At 71.1% G+C, this 17,159-nt stretch carries 12 protein-coding genes; 5 read left to right on the top strand and 7 right to left on the bottom strand.

The window, feature by feature from the left end:
• Positions 1 to 17: 17 nt before the first annotated feature.
• Positions 18 to 1,109: a sensor histidine kinase gene (locus tag ACQPXB_RS37030; RefSeq protein ID WP_432846172.1), complete on the bottom strand. Its 1,092-nt coding sequence runs from the start codon at positions 1,107 to 1,109 to the stop codon at positions 18 to 20.
• An 86-nt stretch (positions 1,110 to 1,195) separates the two neighbouring features.
• On the opposite strand from ACQPXB_RS37030, the gene ACQPXB_RS37025 reads away from it, so the two are divergent.
• On the top strand, positions 1,196 to 2,662 hold the full coding sequence (locus ACQPXB_RS37025; RefSeq protein WP_432846170.1) for a M1 family metallopeptidase: 1,467 nt from the start codon (positions 1,196 to 1,198) through the stop codon (positions 2,660 to 2,662).
• Between the two features lie 28 nt (positions 2,663 to 2,690).
• On the opposite strand, the gene ACQPXB_RS37020 is transcribed toward ACQPXB_RS37025, so the two are convergent.
• Positions 2,691 to 3,467 (bottom strand): CbtA family protein, encoded by a 777-nt coding sequence (locus ACQPXB_RS37020; protein ID WP_432846168.1) that lies wholly within the window; start codon positions 3,465 to 3,467, stop codon positions 2,691 to 2,693.
• 15 nt (positions 3,468 to 3,482) lie between these two features.
• Complete coding sequence (locus ACQPXB_RS37015; RefSeq protein WP_255638318.1) at positions 3,483 to 3,698, bottom strand: CbtB domain-containing protein; 216 nt, start codon at positions 3,696 to 3,698, stop codon at positions 3,483 to 3,485.
• Between the two features lie 214 nt (positions 3,699 to 3,912).
• On the opposite strand from ACQPXB_RS37015, the gene ACQPXB_RS37010 reads away from it, so the two are divergent.
• The gene (locus ACQPXB_RS37010) at positions 3,913 to 4,821 is read left to right on the top strand and encodes an ROK family protein (protein WP_386947719.1); all 909 of its coding nucleotides are present in this window, start codon (positions 3,913 to 3,915) and stop codon (positions 4,819 to 4,821) included.
• A 128-nt stretch (positions 4,822 to 4,949) separates the two neighbouring features.
• On the opposite strand, the gene ACQPXB_RS37005 is transcribed toward ACQPXB_RS37010, so the two are convergent.
• A complete protein-coding gene (locus ACQPXB_RS37005; RefSeq protein ID WP_366582839.1) occupies positions 4,950 to 6,401 on the bottom strand; it encodes a glutamate synthase subunit beta in 1,452 nt (483 codons plus the stop codon).
• A complete protein-coding gene (gene gltB / locus ACQPXB_RS37000; RefSeq protein WP_366582838.1) occupies positions 6,394 to 10,923 on the bottom strand; it encodes a glutamate synthase large subunit in 4,530 nt (1,509 codons plus the stop codon). The genes ACQPXB_RS37005 and gltB overlap by 8 nt, the downstream gene beginning before the upstream one ends.
• Positions 10,924 to 11,528: 605 nt before the next feature.
• Between gltB and ACQPXB_RS36995 the strand changes: the two genes are divergently transcribed.
• Complete coding sequence (locus ACQPXB_RS36995) at positions 11,529 to 12,155, top strand: YigZ family protein (protein WP_432846165.1); 627 nt, start codon at positions 11,529 to 11,531, stop codon at positions 12,153 to 12,155.
• Between the two features lie 63 nt (positions 12,156 to 12,218).
• Here the strand turns inward: ACQPXB_RS36995 and ACQPXB_RS36990 are convergent, their stop codons facing one another.
• Together ACQPXB_RS36990 and ACQPXB_RS36985 are read right to left on the bottom strand one after the other, a co-directional pair.
• Positions 12,219 to 12,500 (bottom strand): hypothetical protein, encoded by a 282-nt coding sequence (locus ACQPXB_RS36990; protein ID WP_366582836.1) that lies wholly within the window; start codon positions 12,498 to 12,500, stop codon positions 12,219 to 12,221.
• Positions 12,501 to 12,613: 113 nt separating this feature from the next.
• A complete protein-coding gene (locus tag ACQPXB_RS36985; protein WP_366582990.1) occupies positions 12,614 to 13,078 on the bottom strand; it encodes an Lrp/AsnC family transcriptional regulator in 465 nt (154 codons plus the stop codon).
• A 110-nt stretch (positions 13,079 to 13,188) separates the two neighbouring features.
• On the opposite strand from ACQPXB_RS36985, the gene ACQPXB_RS36980 reads away from it, so the two are divergent.
• Together ACQPXB_RS36980 and ACQPXB_RS36975 are read left to right on the top strand one after the other, a co-directional pair.
• Positions 13,189 to 14,241 carry a Glu/Leu/Phe/Val dehydrogenase dimerization domain-containing protein gene (locus ACQPXB_RS36980; RefSeq protein ID WP_432846163.1) on the top strand — a complete coding sequence of 351 codons (1,053 nt, stop codon included), beginning with the start codon at positions 13,189 to 13,191 and terminating at the stop codon, positions 14,239 to 14,241.
• Positions 14,242 to 14,263: 22 nt separating this feature from the next.
• Complete coding sequence (locus ACQPXB_RS36975) at positions 14,264 to 17,056, top strand: FAD-binding and (Fe-S)-binding domain-containing protein (RefSeq protein WP_432846162.1); 2,793 nt, start codon at positions 14,264 to 14,266, stop codon at positions 17,054 to 17,056.
• The last annotated feature ends 103 nt before the right edge of the window (positions 17,057 to 17,159 follow it).

The following is a 17,159-nucleotide window of genomic DNA, read 5'->3' as shown; positions in this document are numbered from 1 at the left end:
GCAGCGTCCTCCTCATCTCACGCCCCGCCGGCGAGCGGGAACACCGCGCGCACCACGTAGTCACCCGAACCGTCGGGACCGACGCGCAGTGCGCCGCCGGCCAGCGTCACGCGCTCGCGCATGCCGATCACGCCGTAGCCCGCGCCGGGCAGGCCCGCCGAGGCGCCGAGCGCGTTGGCGACCTCGACCAGGAGCTTGCCGCTGTCGAGGGACAGCTTGACCCGGATCGGCGCGCCCGGCGCGTGTTTCGCCGCGTTGGTCAGCGCCTCCTGCACGATCCGGTACGCCGCCCGGCCCACCTTCTCCGGCACCTGGGGCAGGGGATCGGGCACCTCGGTGTCGACGTCGGCGCCGGCCGCCGCGAGGTCGCCCGCCAGCTGCGCGACGCCGTCGAGTGTCGGGCTGGGCAGCGCCCTCGGTTCGTTCTCCTCCTCGCGCAGCACCCGCAGGATGTCGCGCAGCTCGGTGAGCGCGGCGGCGCTCGACTCGCGGATCACCTCGGCGAGCCGGGCGGTTTCCTCGTCCCGAGCCCGCACCGTCAGCGCACCGGCCTGCAGCGCGACGATGCTCACCCGGTGGGCCACCACGTCGTGCATCTCGCGCGCGATCCGCCGTCGCTCGGCCGTCACGGCGCGTTCGGCGAGCAGGTCGCGGGTGCGTTCGGCCTGGTCCGCCCGGTCGTGCAGGGCGTCGAGGAGCACCGCGCGCTGGTGCATCCACAGCCCCGCGAGCAGCGGCAGGAGCAGCATCAGGGCCGCGACGAAGCCGACGACCTCCCAGGCCTGCAGGTCGTCGGGCCGGTAGGTGACGAACGTGATCACCAGGTCCGCGGCCACCGCGACCGCCGTCGGCCACTTCGGTCCGCGCTGGGCCGCGACGGTGTAGAGCGAGAAGATCGTGGCGAGCTGTGCCATCGGCGCGAACCAGGCCAGCACCCCCATCGCCAGCATCGTGACGAGCGGGAACCGGCGGCGTAGCAGCAACAGCACCAGCACGGCCACGATCGTGAGCTGCCACAACGGGTGCCGGGTCACGCCGTTGAGCTCCTCCAGCGTGAGCGCGCCCGCGACGGCGATCGCCAGGCAGGCGTCGAGCAGGAGCAGTCGCACGGCGATCACCGTACGACTTTCCGGTTAGTCCGATCGAGCTGCCCGGCCGATGTGCGCACGGAGTCACTCTCGGCAAGGTTGGCGGCATGGCTAAAACGATCATCAAAACCGCAGCGGTGGCAGGGCTCGCCGCGGTGCTGGCCGCCGGCACCGCGACCGCCGCCACCGCTGATCCGGCGACGCCCGGCGCGCTGAGCGCCGGCGAGCGCCTGTTCCCCGGGCTGGGCAACGGCGGGTACGACGCCCGCGACTACGACGTCTCCCTCGATTACCGGCCGGGCGTGACCACGATGGACGCGACGGTGACGATGCGCGCCGTCGCCACCCAGTCGCTGTCGTCCTTCGGGCTCGACTCGGCCGTCGGTGAGATCCGGACCGTGGAGGTCAACGGCACGGCCGCGAAGTTCGTGGTGCAGGGCGAAAAGCTGGTGGTCACGCCCACGCGGCCGGTGCGCAAGGGCATGCCGTTCACGGTGCGGATCGGCTACGTCGCGGACCGGGCGAAGAGCCCGGCCTCGCCCACGGTGAAGGTCCCGCTGCCGCCCGACCTCGCCGAGGCCGTGGGTGTCTGGCAGAACACCCCGGACGGCTTCGCGGTGATGGGGCAGACCGACCGTGAGCACGCGGTTTTCCCGTCCGACGACGTCCCCGGCGACCCGGCCACCTACACCCTGCGGATCACCACCCCGGCCGACGTGCAGGGCGTCGGCAGCGGCACGCTCGTCGGGAAGCACCGCGCGAGCGACCGGGTGACCTCGGTGTTCCGCGTCGACCGGCCCACGGCCACCGACGTCGTGCAACTCGCGGCCGGGCACTTCACCGAGCTCGACCAGGTGGGCCCGCACGGCCTGCCGGTGCGCAGCTACGTGACCACGGCGGCGAAACCGGCCGCGCTCGACACCGCCCGCAAGACCCCGGAGATCATCACCTGGCTGGAGCAGCGCCTCGGCCGCCCGTACCCGTACGCGAGCGCCGGCACCCTCGGCGTGAACCGCCTCTACGGCGGCGGCCTGGCCCTGGAAACCGCCGCGATGCCGACCTACAGCGCCCTGGCCCTCGAATACCCCAGCGAGGTGTCGACCATGGCGCACGAGCTCACCCACGAGTACTTCGGCGACGCCGTGCCCGTGCGCCACTGGGACGACATGTGGCTCAGCGAGGGTCACGCCACCTTCTACCAGGATCTCTACGACTCCGAGCACGGTGGCCAGCCGTTCGACGAGAAGGCGAAGTCCGGCTACGAGCAGAACAACGAGATCCTGAAGCAGAACGGCCCGGTCGCCCGGCAGTCCTCCGCCACGGGCGTCATGTTCGGCACCGACCTCGGCGGCAAGCTCACGCTGTACGCGCTGCGCAGCCTCGTCGGCCCGGCGACCTTCGACCGCATCGAACGCACCTTCTTCGACGAGTTCCAAGGCCGCCCGGCCGCGACGCAGGACTACGTCGCCGTGGCCGAACGCGTCTCGGGCCGCGACCTGGGCGCGTTCTTCCACGACTGGCTGTACGGCTCCACCACCCCGGCCATGCCGGGCCACCCGGATTGGAAGGCGTGAGATGGCCGGCGACCTGGACTGGTGAAGCTCAGACGGCTGCCGCGGTGGCCTTCTGGGAGGGCTTCAGCACCTTCTCCGCGAAGAAGCCGAAGAACAGGCCCAGCGTGAGCCACAGCGTCACCTGTGTGCCGACGGACGCGGTGCGGAAGCTCCACAGCGTGGACGCCGGGAAGGTCGGCGGCACCTCGTCGATGACCGGCATCAGCCACGCGACCACGGCCATCACCACGACGTAGCCGGCGCAGGCCAGCAGGCCGCCGCGCCAGGCACCGAGGTGGTCGGCGAGCTTGCGGCCGAACACGGTGGCGAGGATGCCCGCGAGCAGGGAGACGGCGACGAAGCCGAAGTACAGCTCGGTGCGTTGCCCGATGGTGCCCGGCTGGCCCACCGCGGGCGGGTTGGCCGGGTACTTGAGGAACGGCACGAAGAACACCACGCCGAACGCGCCCGCGGTGAGCAGCGCCGTGGTCACGCGGGGGCGCAGCGACCCGATGCGGCCGTAGACGAACGCGAAGGCCAGCGAGAACAGCCCGCCGATGGCGACGCCGTACACGAGCACGCCGGTCAGCAGGCCGACGGTGCTCTGGATGTCGCGCGGCACGAGCTCTTCCTCGGGCTGCTCGGCGTCACCGGTGCCCTGGCCGGCGGCCGGGTCGTGGACGTGGGAGTGCTCCGCGGAGCCGGCCTCCTCGATGCCGATGGCGCTGTTGACCGACGGCTCGCCGAACAGGTACGCGAAGACGAACGCGAGCACGCCGGCGATCAGGCCCGCGAGCATGCCGCGGACCAGCAGGGACCTCATCACGGTGGTTCGCCCGCCTCAGTGGCAGGGGAACGCGAGCAGGTGCCGGCCGTCGTGCACGAACTCGTGCACGTACATGTTGGCGAACACCGCGGTGGCGCCCTGTTCGGCGCTCACGAAGTAGAGGGCGATGAGAGCGAGCAGGCCCACCAGCACGGCCCACGGAACGATCTGGCGAACGGGGATCCGGACGGGGATCGGTGTGGCGACGGCGGGTGCTGCGGGCGTGGTCACTGTGCCTCCTCGGGCTTTTCGCGGCCTATCGGGAGCGGTACGACGGGTCCGGGTCTGGCTTCCCCCCGAAAGTGCTTCGAGGGGTCACAGTGGCGCGACCGCGCGGATTCTCACCGCGTTCCGAACTCGTCGTCTGGCTGACCGAGCGTAGGTTGCTGTGCTACCGCCAGTCAATGTCACATCGATGTGAGGTGCTCGATGTGACAATCGCGGCATGGCTGAATTGGTGGCGGCATTGGACGTGGGCGGCACGACCGTGAAGGCGGCCCTGCTCGACGCGGACCTCAACGCGCTCGCGACGACCCGGGTGCCCACGGCGAAGAGCGCGGACGGGACGGCGCTGGCCGAGCAGGTGGCCGAGATCGTTTCCTCGCTCGCGGAACAGGCCGGCACGGGTTCGCCGGGCGCCGTCGGGGTCGTGGTGCCGGGCATCGTCGACGAAGAGGCGCGCGTCGCCCGGTTCTCGGCCAACCTCGACTGGCGCGATGTCCCGTTCGGCGACCTGCTGGAGAACCGCCTGGGACTGCCGGTGGCGTTCGGCCACGACGTGAGCGCCGGTGGGCTGGCGGAGTTCCGTGTGGGCGCGGGGAAGGGCTGCACCGACGCGGCGTTCGTCGCCATCGGCACGGGCATCGCGGCCGCCCTGCTGCTCGACGGGCGCCTCTACCGGGCCCACGGGCTGGCCGGTGAGGTCGGTCACATCGACGTGGGCCACCGCATCGTCTGCGGCTGCGGCGCCACGGGCTGTCTGGAGGCGATCTCCTCGGCGTCGGCCATCGCGCGCCGCTACACCGAACGGACCGGTCGCCCGGCCGACGGCGCGCAGCCCGTGGTCGACGCCGCGCGCCACGGTGACGAAGCCGCGGTCGCCGTGGTGTCCGACGCGCTCGACGGCCTCGGCCATGGCCTGCGGACGTTGCTGACGCTGCTCGCGCCCGAGGTGATCGTGCTCGGCGGCGGCCTGTTCACCGCGGCCGACTACGTGCTCGACCCGGTGCGCGACTACCTGGCTTCGGCGCTGACTTTCCAGCGGATGCCGGAACTGCGGGTGGCTTCGCTGGGTGACGAGGCCGGACGGCTGGGCGCCGGACTCCTGGCGCTGGACCGGCTGCACGACCGCTGACGGCTCGCCGCGTGCGGCCGCACGGGCCCGCACCCGAAAACGGGCGGGTGCGGCGCCGTTGCCGCACCCGCCCGCAGCCCGGGAGGGGTCGTGGCGGGCGCAGCAACGCTGGTGCGCCCACCACGGGGTCAGGAGATCGGCCGGTCGGTCGGCGCGATCGGGGCCGGGAGGAAGGCCCGGCCGGTGAGGAAGGCGTCGACGCCGGCGGCGCAGGAGCGGCCCTCGGCGATGGCCCAGACGATCAGCGACTGGCCGCGGCCCATGTCGCCGGCGACGAAGACGTTGTCGACGCTCGTGCGGAAGTCCTTGTCGCGCGCGACGTTGCCGCGCTGGTCGAGGTCGACGCCGAGGTCTTCCAGCAGGCCCGACTGCTGCGGGCCGACGAAACCCATGGCCAGCAGCACGAGCTGCGCGGGCAGCTCGGTCTCGGTGCCTTCGACGGGCACGAACTTGCCGCCCTCGTTGCGCACCTCCACCAGGCGGAGCGCGCGGACGCGGCCGTCGGCGTCGGCCACGAACTCCTGCGTGTTCACCGAATACAGGCGCTCGCCGCCCTCCTCGTGGGCCGAGCTGACGCGGTAGATCATCGGGTACGTCGGCCACGGGTGCGCGTCCGAACGGGATTCCGGCGGCCGCGGCATGATCTCCAGCTGGGTCACGGAGCGAGCGCCCTGGCGGTGGGCCGTGCCGACGCAGTCCGCGCCCGTGTCGCCGCCGCCGATGACCACGACGTCCAGGCCCTCGGCGGAGTACTCGACCTCCTCCAGATCACCCGAGGCGACGCGGTTGGCCGGCGGCAGGAACTCCATCGCCTGCAGGATGCCGTCGTGCTCGCGGCCGTCGATCGGCAGGTCGCGCCACGCGGTCGCGCCGCCGGCGAGCACCACCGCGTCGTGGTTCGCGCGCAGCTCCTCGACGGTGACGTCCACGCCGACGTTCACCGACGTCCGGAACTCCGTGCCCTCGGCCCGCATCTGGTCGAGCCGGCGGTCGAGGCGGAACTTCTCCATCTTGAACTCCGGGATGCCGAAGCGCAGCAGCCCGCCGATCTTGTCGGCCCGCTCGTAGACCACCACGCTGTGGCCTGCTCGCGTGAGCTGCTGCGCCGCGGCGAGCCCGGACGGCCCCGACCCGACGACGGCGACCTTCTTGCCCGTCTTCGCCACCGGGATCTGCGGCGTGACCCAGCCTTCGGCGAAGGCCCGGTCGATGATGGAGATCTCGACGCGCTTGATCGTCACCGGGTCGTCGTTGATGCCGAGCACGCACGCGGTTTCGCACGGCGCCGGGCACAGCGTGCCGGTGAACTCCGGGAAGTTGTTGGTGGCGTGCAGCCGCTCGGCCGCCTCGCGCCAGTCTTCCCGCCACACCAAGGTGTTCCACTCGGGAATCAGGTTCCCGAGCGGACAACCCTGGTGGCAGAAGGGGATACCGCAGTCCATGCACCGCCCGGCCTGCTTCTCCAGCTTGGTCGACGCGAAGTCCTCGTAGACCTCACGCCAGTCCATCAGCCGCAGATCCACCGGACGGCGCTTCGGTTCTTCCCGGGTGGTGGTCAGAAAGCCCTTGGGGTCAGCCATGTGCGGCCTCCATGATCGCCTCGTTCACGTCGCGCCCATCACGCTCGGCCTGAACCTGAGCGGCGAGCACGCGCTTGTAGTCCTTCGGCATGACCTTGCCGAACCGGTCGACGGCGGCGTCCCAGTCGGCGAGCAGCTCGCGCGCGACAGCGGACTCCGTCTCGTTGTAGTGCTTCTCCACGGTCTCGCGCAGGAAGTCGGTGTCGTCCGCGTCGAGCGGGTCGATGTCGACCATCTCCGGGTTCACGCGGTGCGCCGGCAGGTCGAGCACGTAGGCGATGCCGCCGGACATACCGGCCGCGAAGTTGCGCCCGACGCCGCCGAGCACCACCATGCGCCCGCCCGTCATGTACTCGCCGCCGTGGTCGCCCACGCCTTCGACGACGGCCAGCGCGCCCGAGTTGCGCACGCAGAACCGTTCGCCGACCTTGCCGCGGATGAAAATCTCGCCGCTCGTGGCGCCGTAGGCGATCACGTTGCCCGCGATGATGTGCTCCTCCGCCGCGAACGAGACCTCCTTCGGCGGCCGCACGATCAGCCGTCCGCCCGAGAGACCCTTGCCGACGTAGTCGTTGCCGTCGCCGATGAGCCGCAGCGTGATGCCCTTCGGCACGAACGCGCCGAAGGACTGGCCCGCGGTGCCGGTGAACGTCACGTCGATCGTGTCGTCCGGCAGGCCCTCGCCGCCCCACTTCTTCGTCAGTTCCGAGCCCAGCATCGTGCCGACGGTGCGGTTGACGTTGCGCACCGGCAGTTCCAGCCGCACTTTGTCACCCGAGGAAAGCGCGCCCTCCGCGAGCTGGATCAGCGTGTTGTCCAATGCCTTGTCGAGCCCGTGGTCCTGCTTCACGGTCTGGTGGCGCGCCGCGCGCGGGGCCAGCTCGGGCACGTGGAAGATCGGCGACAGGTCGAGCCCGGCCGCCTTCCAGTGCTCCACGGCCTTGCGCTTGTCGAGCATCTCGGCATGACCCACGGCCTCGGCGATGGACCGGAAACCCAGCTCCGCCAGGTACTCCCGCACCTCCTGCGCGATGAACTCGAAGAAGTTCACCACGTACTCGGCCTTGCCGCTGAACTTCTCGCGCAGCTTGGGGTTCTGCGTCGCGACGCCCACCGGGCAGGTGTCGAGGTGGCACACGCGCATCATGATGCAGCCCGAAACCACCAGCGGCGCGGTCGCGAAGCCGAACTCCTCGGCGCCGAGCAGGGCGGCGATCACGACGTCGCGGCCGGTCTTGAGCTGGCCGTCGGTCTGCACCACGATGCGGTCGCGCAGCCGGTTGGCCAGCAGCGTCTGCTGCGTCTCGGCCAGGCCCAGCTCCCACGGACCGCCCGCGTGCTTGATCGACGACAGCGGCGAGGCACCCGTGCCGCCGTCGTGGCCCGAGATGAGCACCACGTCGGCGTGCGCCTTGGAGACGCCCGCCGCGACCGTGCCGACGCCGACCTCGGACACGAGCTTCACGTGGATGCGCGCGGCCGGGTTGGCGTTCTTGAGGTCGTGGATCAGCTGGGCGAGGTCCTCGATCGAGTAGATGTCGTGGTGCGGCGGCGGCGAAATGAGGCCGACGCCCGGCGTCGAGTACCGCGTCTTCGCGATCCACGGGTACACCTTCGCGCCGGGCAGCTGCCCGCCCTCGCCGGGCTTCGCGCCCTGCGCCATCTTGATCTGGATGTCGTCGGCGTTCACGAGGTACTCGCTCGTGACACCGAAGCGGCCGGAAGCGACCTGCTTGACCGCGGAGCGGCGTTCGGGGTCGTAGAGCCGTTCGGCGTCCTCGCCGCCCTCGCCGGTGTTGGACTTGCCGCCGAGGCGGTTCATCGCGATCGCCAGCGTCTGGTGCATCTCCATCGAGATCGAGCCGTAGGAGATGGCGCCGGTCGCGAAGCGCTTCACGATCTCCGAGACCGGTTCGACCTCCTCGATCGGCACGGGCGGGCGTTCGCCGGTCTTGAAGTCGAACAGCCCGCGCAGCGTCTGCAGCTTCTCGGACTGGTCGTTGACGGCCTTCGTGTACTCCTTGAAGACCTCGTACTTCCCGCTGCGCGTGGAGTGCTGGAGCTTGAACACCGTCTGCGGGTTGAACAGGTGCGGCTCGCCTTCGCGGCGCCACTGGTAGTCCGAGCCGGTCTCCAGCTCCCGGTGGGTCGCGCGTACGCCGTCGGCCGGGAACGCGCGGCGGTGGCGCTGCTCGACCTCGTCGGCGATGGTGTCGAACCCGACGCCGCCCAGCCGCGAGGTGGTGGCGGTGAAACAGGTGTCGACGATGTCGGCACCCAGGCCGACGGCTTCGAAGATCTGCGCACCGGTGTAGGACGCGACCGTCGAGACGCCCATTTTGGACATCGTCTTGCGCACGCCCTTGCCGAGCGCCTTGATCAGGTTCGCGGTCGCCTGCTTCGCCGTGACGCCCGGGATCAGGCCCTGGTGGGCCATCTCCTCGACCGTCGCCATCGCGAGGTACGGGTTGACCGCGGCCGCGCCGTAGCCGACCAGCAGCGCGATGTGGTGCACCTCGCGCGCGTCGCCGGCCTCGACGATGAGGCCCACCTGCGTACGCGTCTTCTCCCGCACGAGGTGGTGGTGCACGGCACCGGTCAGCAGCAGCGACGGGATGGCCGCGTGGTTTTCGTCGACACCGCGGTCGGACAGCACGATCAGCCGCGCGCCGTCCTCGATGGCCTCCGACACCTCGGCCCGGATCTCGTCGAGCCGCTGCACGAGCGCTTCGCCGCCTCCGTGGACGTTGTAGCGGCCGAGCACCGTGACGGCCTGGAACTCGGGCAGGTTTCCGTCGTCGTTGACGTGCACGAGCTTGGCGAGCTGGTCGTTGTCCAGCACCGGGAACGGCAGCACGATGCGCCGGCACGACGCCGCGTCGGCAACGAGCAGGTTCGGTTCGGCGCCGACCTGCGTGCCGAGCGCCGTGATCAGCTCTTCCCGGATCGAGTCCAGCGGCGGGTTCGTCACCTGCGCGAAGAGCTGGATGAAGTAGTCGAACAGCGGCCGCGAGCCCGACGAAAGCGGTGCGAGCGGGGAGTCGTTGCCCATCGAGCCGATCGGCTCCGCGCCGGTGCGGGCCATCGGTTCGAGGATCGTCTCGAGCTCTTCCTCGGTGTAGCCGAAGGACTGCTGACGCCGCACGAGCGCGGCGTGCAGCGGCACCTCGCGGTCGCGCTCGGGGAGTTCTTCCAGGCGCAGCAGGCCGTTCTCCACCCACTCGTCGTACGGGTGCGCGGTGGCGAGCTCGCCCTTGATCTCCTCGTCCTCGATGATCCGGCCCTCGACGGTGTCGACGAGGAACATGCGGCCCGGCTCCAGCCGGCCCTTGCGCACGATCGTCGACTGGTCCAGTTCGAGCACACCGACCTCGGAGGCGAGCACGACGAGGCCGTCGTCGGTGACCCAGTAGCGGCCGGGGCGCAGGCCGTTGCGGTCGAGGACCGCGCCGATCTGCGCGCCGTCGGTGAACGCCACCAGCGCCGGTCCGTCCCACGGCTCCATGAGCGTGGAGTGGAACTCGTAGAAGGCGCGGCGCGCGGGGTCCATTTCCTGGTGGTTCTCCCAGGCCTCGGGAATCATCATGAGGACCGAGTGCGGGAGCGAACGGCCGCCGAGGTGCAGCAGTTCGAGCACCTCGTCGAACGAGGCGGAGTCGCTCGCGCCGCGCGTGATGACGGGGTAGATGCGCTTGAGGTCGCCGGGGATGAGGTCCGTCTCCAGCAGCGCCTCGCGGGCGTCCATCCAGTTGCGGTTGCCCTTGAGGGTGTTGATCTCGCCGTTGTGCGCCACGTAGCGGTACGGGTGCGCGAGCGGCCACGACGGGAAGGTGTTGGTGGAGAAGCGGGAGTGCACGAGGCCGATGGCGCTCGTCACACGCTCGTCGGTCAGGTCGAGGAAGAACCGCTCGACCTGGTCCTCGGTGAGCATTCCTTTGTAGACGATCGTGCGCGAGGACAGCGACGGGAAGTACACGTCGTCCTCGGCCAGCTCGTGCTCGGCGCGCTTGCGCACGCAGAAGGCCGACCGCTCCAGCCCGAGGCCGTCGCGGTTGTGCCGGCGCCCGGCCAGGAACAGCTGCGTGAAGTGCGGCCGCGTCTCGGCGGCGGTGGGCCCGCAGTGCGCGGTGTCCACGGGCACCTCGCGCCAGCCGACCACGCGCATGTCCTCCTCGGCGGCGATCCGCTCGATGGTGGTCATGGCCCGCCCGCGGCGCTTCTCGTCGCGGGGCAGGAAGGCGGTGCCGACGGCGTACGCGCCCTCTTCGGGCAGCGGGAAGTCCACGACCTCGCGGAAGAACGCGTCGGGCACCTGGATCAGCAGTCCGGCGCCGTCGCCGGTGTCGGGTTCGGCGCCGCGCGCCCCGCGATGCTCCAGGTTCCGCAGTGCGACCAGGGCTTTCGCCACGATCTGATGATCTCGGCGACCGGCGAGATCGGCGACGAAGGCGACTCCGCAGGCGTCGTGCTCATACGCGGGGTCGTACAAACCGGTCGAACCGGCAGTGGAACGGTGGGTCACGGCTGGCCGCCTCCCAAGGCGTTGGCGCGACCGGTACTCACTCCATCGGGTGGTTCGACACTGAACCGGTTAACGAAGTGGTCCGGAACCGCGATGGTCAGTCGAGAAGGGGGAACCGCCCTGGAAGCCGGCTCGGTCGACATCGACCGGGCTGCGGCAGGGGCGGTTCCGGGTATACAGCCGCACGGCACTGGGCGGCCACAAGTTACGTCAGCGCTGCGTTCTCCGCCAGTGTGATCTCTGACGGGCAGCGCTGTTGTTCTCGTCGGTGCAGCAGTCTTTTCGGTGGTGCAGCGGTTCGCTGCGACTGCGCACGCGCCGTTCGGTCAGCCTGTCTGGTGGGGGGCCGGCCGGGCGCGTGGTGTTACTCCCGGGTTCTCCGGGTCTTATGACGATAGTGTGAATTCGCTGTGTTCGACATATGTCGTTGCGCCCGGGTGGGAAATGCCACGCTTACGTTGACGGCCCCCGGGGTATGCCCATATGTCGGGCCACGTCTCCCGGCCACTGGTCAGTAGCCTCGCTGACCTGCGTAAACGCCTGCGCGGGTCGCGGCTTGTGCCGCGGGCGGAGCTGGTTGACTGGACCGATGAGGCGAACCGTCGATGGCTGATCGTTATCTCTCCGTGGCGAGCCCGGTACTGCACGAGATCGAGATCAAGCGCTCCCGGTTCCTCTGCGCGCTCGCTCCGGTGGGCGACGAGGCCACCGCGCGGGCCGTGATCGCGGCCCGGCGCAAGGCCGAACCGGCGGCGCGCCACCACTGCCACGCCTTCGTGCTCGGCGCGGACGGCCGCACCCAGCGCTCCAGCGACGACGGCGAACCCGCCGGCACCGCGGGCGTCCCCATGCTGGAGGTGCTGCGCCGCCGTGATGTGACCGACACGGTCGCCGTGGTGTCGCGGCACTTCGGCGGCGTGCTGCTCGGTGCGGGAGGTCTGATCCGTGCCTACGGCCAGGCGGTGTCCGACGCGCTGGACGCCGCGTCCGTGGTCGAGTACCGGCGCCTGCTGCTGTTCGACGTCGAGGTGGACTACACCCGCTCGGGCCGGCTGGAGAACGACCTGCGTGCTTCGCCGTATGTGTTGCACGACACCCGGTTCGAGGCGTCGGCGCACTTCGAGGTCGGCCTGGCTCCTGGCGAGGAACCGGCGTTCGCCGCCTGGCTCGCCGATCTGACCGGCGGGACGGCGGAGGCTGTCGAACTCGGGGAGGAATGGGTGCGTTCCTGACGGGCGCCTCCGGTGCGGAACCGCCGTGGGGCGCCAGGAATCGCGCTCGGTGCGCGACCCGGCTCAGGCGGCCGTGACCGCTCCGGAGCGCGTGGCTTCGTTGAGCGCCACCATCCCGGCCGCGGTCAGCACGGCCAGCACCAGTTCGCCGCACGGCCCTTCGGCCGCGGCCTCGATGAACCCGCGCCGCACGAGGCGGCGGGTGGTGGCCTGGTCGCAGCAGCTCAACCCGTCGACGAACAGGTCTGGCTCGCAGCTGCAGCTGATCTCGGCCCGCCCCGATGCGACGGCTCTCAGGGTGGCCCGCTCACGGTGGTTCAGCTCGCTCGACTGTTCATCCGGCATCGCGGTGCCTCCTTCCTTCGCTGCTCCAGTAGAACCCGGACCACCGACAGTTTCCGTCGGAGAAGACCCGATGTCGTGCATTTCACGTGTTCTCTGGGGTGATGTCGCGACTTTCAAGGGGTCACCGGCAGTGGCTCCACAGTGGTCTTGCGCAGGTGCCGGAAGATGATCGACGAGCGGAACCCGACCACTTCCTTGCGCAGCGCCAGCCGGTCGGTGAGGAACGCGTGCAGCTCGTCGATGTCGCGCACCGCCACGTGGATGAGGAAATCGTCGCTGCCGGCCGCGACGAATACCGAGAGCACCTCGGGCAGCCGCGTCATCGAGTGCTGGAACGAGTCGATCACCGTGCGGCTGAGCGGGCGGACCTGTGCCGAGACCATCGCCTGCACGCCGCGGCCGAGGCTCGGCAGGTCGACGTCGGCGTGGTAGCCGCGGATCACCCCGCGTTCGCGCAGCAGCCGCGTGCGCTCCAGGCAGGTCGACGGCGCGATCCCGACTTTGCGGGCGATGTCCCGGTTGGTCTGGCGAGCGTCCTCCTGCAGGTGCCGCACGATCGCCGAATCAAGTTCGTCCACCACGCTCACGTCCCTTCGGCTGCCGAATTTCGTTCGCCGGACCAGTCGGATCGGCGCTCATCAGCTTACGTTCGGCGCTGATCAGTGACCTTCCTCCGAAAGGAACCGTGATGACCGAACGGCTGCCCTGGGACCACGAACGCCTCGCCGTCCGGCGTGGCCGCCGCTCCGGAGTGACCACGATGGTCGCGATCCACTCGACGGCGCTCGGCCCGGCCGCCGGCGGCTGCCGGATGCGGCAGTACCCGAGCCTCGACGAGGCCGAGCGGGACGTCCTGCGGCTCTCGGCCGCGATGTCGGCCAAGTGCGCGGTGGCGGGCCTGGCGATCGGCGGCGCCAAGAGCGTGATCGTGCTGGAGCCGGGGCAGCGCCTGACCCCCGCCGAGCGTCGCGCGGTGCTGCTCGACCACGCCGAGCTGATCGAGTCGCTCGACGGTGCCTACCTGGCCGGCCCCGACGTCGGTACCGGGCCCGAGGACATGCTGGTCCTGCGCGAGGGGACCCGGCATGTGTTCTGCCTCCCCGAGTCCGCCGGCGGCATCGGCTCGTCGAGCGGCCCGACCGCCGACGGGGTGCTCGCCGCGCTGCGAGCCGCGGTGACGGCGGTTTTCGGCAGCGCGGACCTGGCCCGCCGCCGCGTTGTCGTGGCGGGTTTCGGTGCCGTCGGCCGGACCCTCGCCCTGGGGCTGGCGGAAGCCGGCGCGGACGTGATCGTGTCGGACGTCGACCCGCGCGCCCGCGAGGACGCCCGGTGGCTCGGGTACGGCTGGGCCGAGCCGGGCGAGGCGCTGGCCCACCCCGCCGACGTCGTGGTGCCCGCCGCCGTGGGCGGGGTTCTCGCCGCGGACACGCCGCTTGCGGCGCCGCTGGTCGTCGGCCCGGCCAACAACCAGCTCGTGTCCGACGATGTCGCCGACGCGCTCGCGGCCCGGGGGGTGACCTGGGTGCCCGACTACGTCGCGAGTGCCGGCGGGGTCGTCTACACGGTGGCGCGCGAGGTCGAGGGGCTCGACCACTCCGCGGCGGCCGCGCGGGTGGCGGGGATCGGCGACGTGGTCTCGCGCCTGTTGTCCGATTCCGCCGAGCACGGCACCACTCCGCTCGCCGAGGCGGCCGCGCTGACCCGGCGCCGGATTTCAGGGGTGCGTCCGACCGCCGGCTGAGGCGTTGTCTTGAATGGAGGGCGTGCGAATCCTCAGCGACACCGCCACGCTGGCGCTCTACACCACCGACGCGTCGAACTACCGCCACGTGCCGCTCGGCGTGGTGCTGCCGGAGACGGTGGACGAAGTGGTCGCCGCCGTGACGGCCGCGCGGGAGCGCGGGGCGCCGCTGGTGCCGCGCGGCGGGGGCACGAGTGTCGCCGGCAACTCGTGCGGGCCGGGGATCGTCGTCGACACGTCACGGCACGTGCGCGGGGTCGAGTGGATCGATCCCGAAACGCGGCTCGCGCGCGTGGCGCCCGGCACGGTGCTCGACGACCTGCAGGCCGTCGCCGCGCCGCACGGGCTGCGGTTCGGGCCGGACCCGTCCACGCACAGCCGGTGCACGATCGGCGGCATGATCGGCAACAACGCCTGCGGTTCGCACTCCGTGGCGTGGGGCCGGACCGTCGACGTCGTGCGGGAGCTCGACGTGCTGCTGTACGACGGCACGCGGCTCACGGTCGGGCCGACGTCACCGTCCGAAGTGGACGCCCGGGCGGCGCGGCCGGGCACCGAGGGACGGGTGTTCACCGAGTTGCGTTCGCTGGCGCGCGACAACCTCGCCGTGCTGCGCACGGAACTGTCCGGCTTCTCCCGGCGGGTCTCCGGTTACGGGCTGGAGCACCTGTTGCCGGAGAACGGGTTCGACGTCGCCAAGGCTCTGGTCGGCAGCGAGGGCACGTGCGTGACGGTGCTGGGAGCGACCGTGGCGCTCGCCGAGCTGCCGAAGCACCGGGTGCTGGCGGTGCTGGGTTTTCCGTCCGACATCGACGCCGCCGACGCGGTGCCGGGGATCCTGCCGTGGTCGCCGCTGACCGTCGAGGGCGTGGACGCGGAGCTCGTCGCGATGCTGGAACCCGGGCGGGCGCAAGGACTTCCTCCCGGCGGAGCATGGCTTTTCGTGGAGCTGGCGGGTTCGTCGCCGGCCGAAGCCGCCGCGCGGGCGCGCGAGCTCGCGGCTTCGCTGGGCGGCGCGCTCACGGGTTCGGTGGTGCTCGACGATCCCGCGGCGCAGCGCCGGCTGTGGCGGATCCGTGAGGAGGGCGCGGGGCTGGCCACGCGGCTGGCCGACGGCGCGGAAGCCTGGCCCGGCTGGGAGGACGCCGCGGTGCCGCCCGAGCAGCTCGGCTCGTACCTGCGGGGGTTCAAGGAGCTGATGCGTGAGCACGGTCGTCGCAGTGTGGTCTACGGCCACTACGGCGAGGGCTGTCTGCACCTGCGGCTCGACTTCGACCTGCTTTCCACGCCGGGCAAGGCGCAGTTCCGGAAGTTCCTGGAGCAGGCCGCGGATCTCGTCGCCGCGCACGGCGGATCGCTGTCGGGGGAACACGGCGACGGGCAGGCGCGGTCGGAATTGCTGGGCCGCATGTACAGCCCGGAGATGATGGCGTTGTTCGCTCGGTTCAAGGGGATCTTCGACCCGGACGGCCGGATGAACCCCGGCATCATCGTGGACCCGCGGCCGGTGGACGCGGACCTGCGCGTGCGCCGCGCGCCGCTGGCGCTCGAAGACGTGACGGTGCTCGGTTACCCCGAGGACCGCGGCAGCTTCGGCCAGGCGATGCGCCGCTGCGTCGGCGTCGGGAAATGCCGCAACACCAGCGGTGGTGGCGTGATGTGCCCGAGCTACCGCGCGACGCGCGAAGAACGGCATTCCACGCGCGGTCGTGCACATCTGCTGGCCGAGATGGTGAACGGCGAGGTGATCAAGGACGGCTGGGCGTCGGAGGAGGTCGCCGAGGCGCTCGACCTGTGCCTGTCGTGCAAGGGCTGCCTGTCCGACTGCCCGGTGGACGTCGACATGGCCACCTACAAGGCCGAATTCCTGCACCAGCACTACCGCGGGCGACGGCGGCCGGCGTCGCACTACTCGATGGGCTGGCTGCCGATGTGGCTGCGCGCGGTGTCGCTGGCGCCGCGGGTGGCGAACTTCTTCTCCCGCCGCCGCTGGGCCGCGACGCCGTTGAAGAAGCTCGGCGGTATCGCGCCGGAACGCGACCTGCCTTCGTTCGCGACCGTGCCGTTCACGCGGGCCCGCCGCGACCTGCGCCGCTGGGCGACGGGCGAGCGGCGGGTGGTGCTGTGGCCGGACTCGTTCAACAACTACCTCACGCCGGACGTGCTCGAAGCCGCGACCGAGGTGCTCACGGCGGCCGGTTACGACGTGGTCCTGCCCGACCGCGGTGTCTGCTGTGGACTGACGTGGGTGTCGACGGGACAGCTGGACGTGGCCAAACGCGTGCTGCAGCGGACGTTGACCGTGCTGCGGCCGTACCTCGAAGCCGGCTACGAGGTGGCGGGCCTGGAACCGAGCTGCACGGCGCTGTTCCGCGGCGACCTGGCGGCGCTGCTGCCCGGCGACCCCGTCGGCGAGCTGCTGGCCTCGCGGACGCGGACGTTCGCCGAGCTGCTGGCCGACGCGCCGAAGCCGCTGGAGGTGTCGCTCGACGTCGAGACGATTACGCAGGTCCACTGCCACCAGCACGCCGTGCTCGGCTTCGCCGCCGACGAAGCGGCCATGGCGGCGGCGGGCGTGCGCAACACGACGCTGGACTCGGGCTGCTGCGGGCTGGCCGGCAACTTCGGGTTCGAGAAGGGGCACTACGACGTGTCCAAGGCCGTGGCGGAGGACCGCTTGCTGCCGGCCGTGCGGGAGGCCGCGGAGTCCACTGTGGTCCTGTCCGACGGGTTCAGCTGCCGCACGCAGATCGCGCAGGAGTCCGGCCGCCAAGCCGTGCACCTGGCGGAACTGCTGCGGCGGGCACTGCGTTAGCCGATCGTGGGCGGCACGCGGATTTATTCCTCGGCGTGTCGAGCCGGTGACAGCCGGGCAGCGTCTCGGCCGTTGTGTCCTCTGCCGCAGGTCGCGCGACGGG

The sequence above is a fragment of the Amycolatopsis sp. CA-161197 genome (assembly GCF_050942255.1).
Classification (GTDB): Bacteria; Actinomycetota; Actinomycetes; order Mycobacteriales; family Pseudonocardiaceae; genus Amycolatopsis.
This window is presented reverse-complemented; position numbering and strand designations above follow the sequence as displayed.

Bases quoted from the DNA above. Each gene is read 5' to 3' on its own strand.
- ACQPXB_RS37025 (WP_432846170.1), top strand. From the start codon at position 1,196: ATGGCTAAAACGATCATCAAAACCGCAGCGGTGGCAGGGCTCGCCGCG.
- ACQPXB_RS37010 (WP_386947719.1), top strand. From the start codon at position 3,913: ATGGCTGAATTGGTGGCGGCATTGGACGTGGGCGGCACGACCGTGAAG.
- ACQPXB_RS37005 (WP_366582839.1), bottom strand. From the start codon at position 6,401: ATGGCTGACCCCAAGGGCTTTCTGACCACCACCCGGGAAGAACCGAAG.
- ACQPXB_RS36995 (WP_432846165.1), top strand. From the start codon at position 11,529: ATGGCTGATCGTTATCTCTCCGTGGCGAGCCCGGTACTGCACGAGATC.
- ACQPXB_RS36990 (WP_366582836.1), bottom strand. From the start codon at position 12,500: ATGCCGGATGAACAGTCGAGCGAGCTGAACCACCGTGAGCGGGCCACC.
- ACQPXB_RS36980 (WP_432846163.1), top strand. From the start codon at position 13,189: ATGACCGAACGGCTGCCCTGGGACCACGAACGCCTCGCCGTCCGGCGT.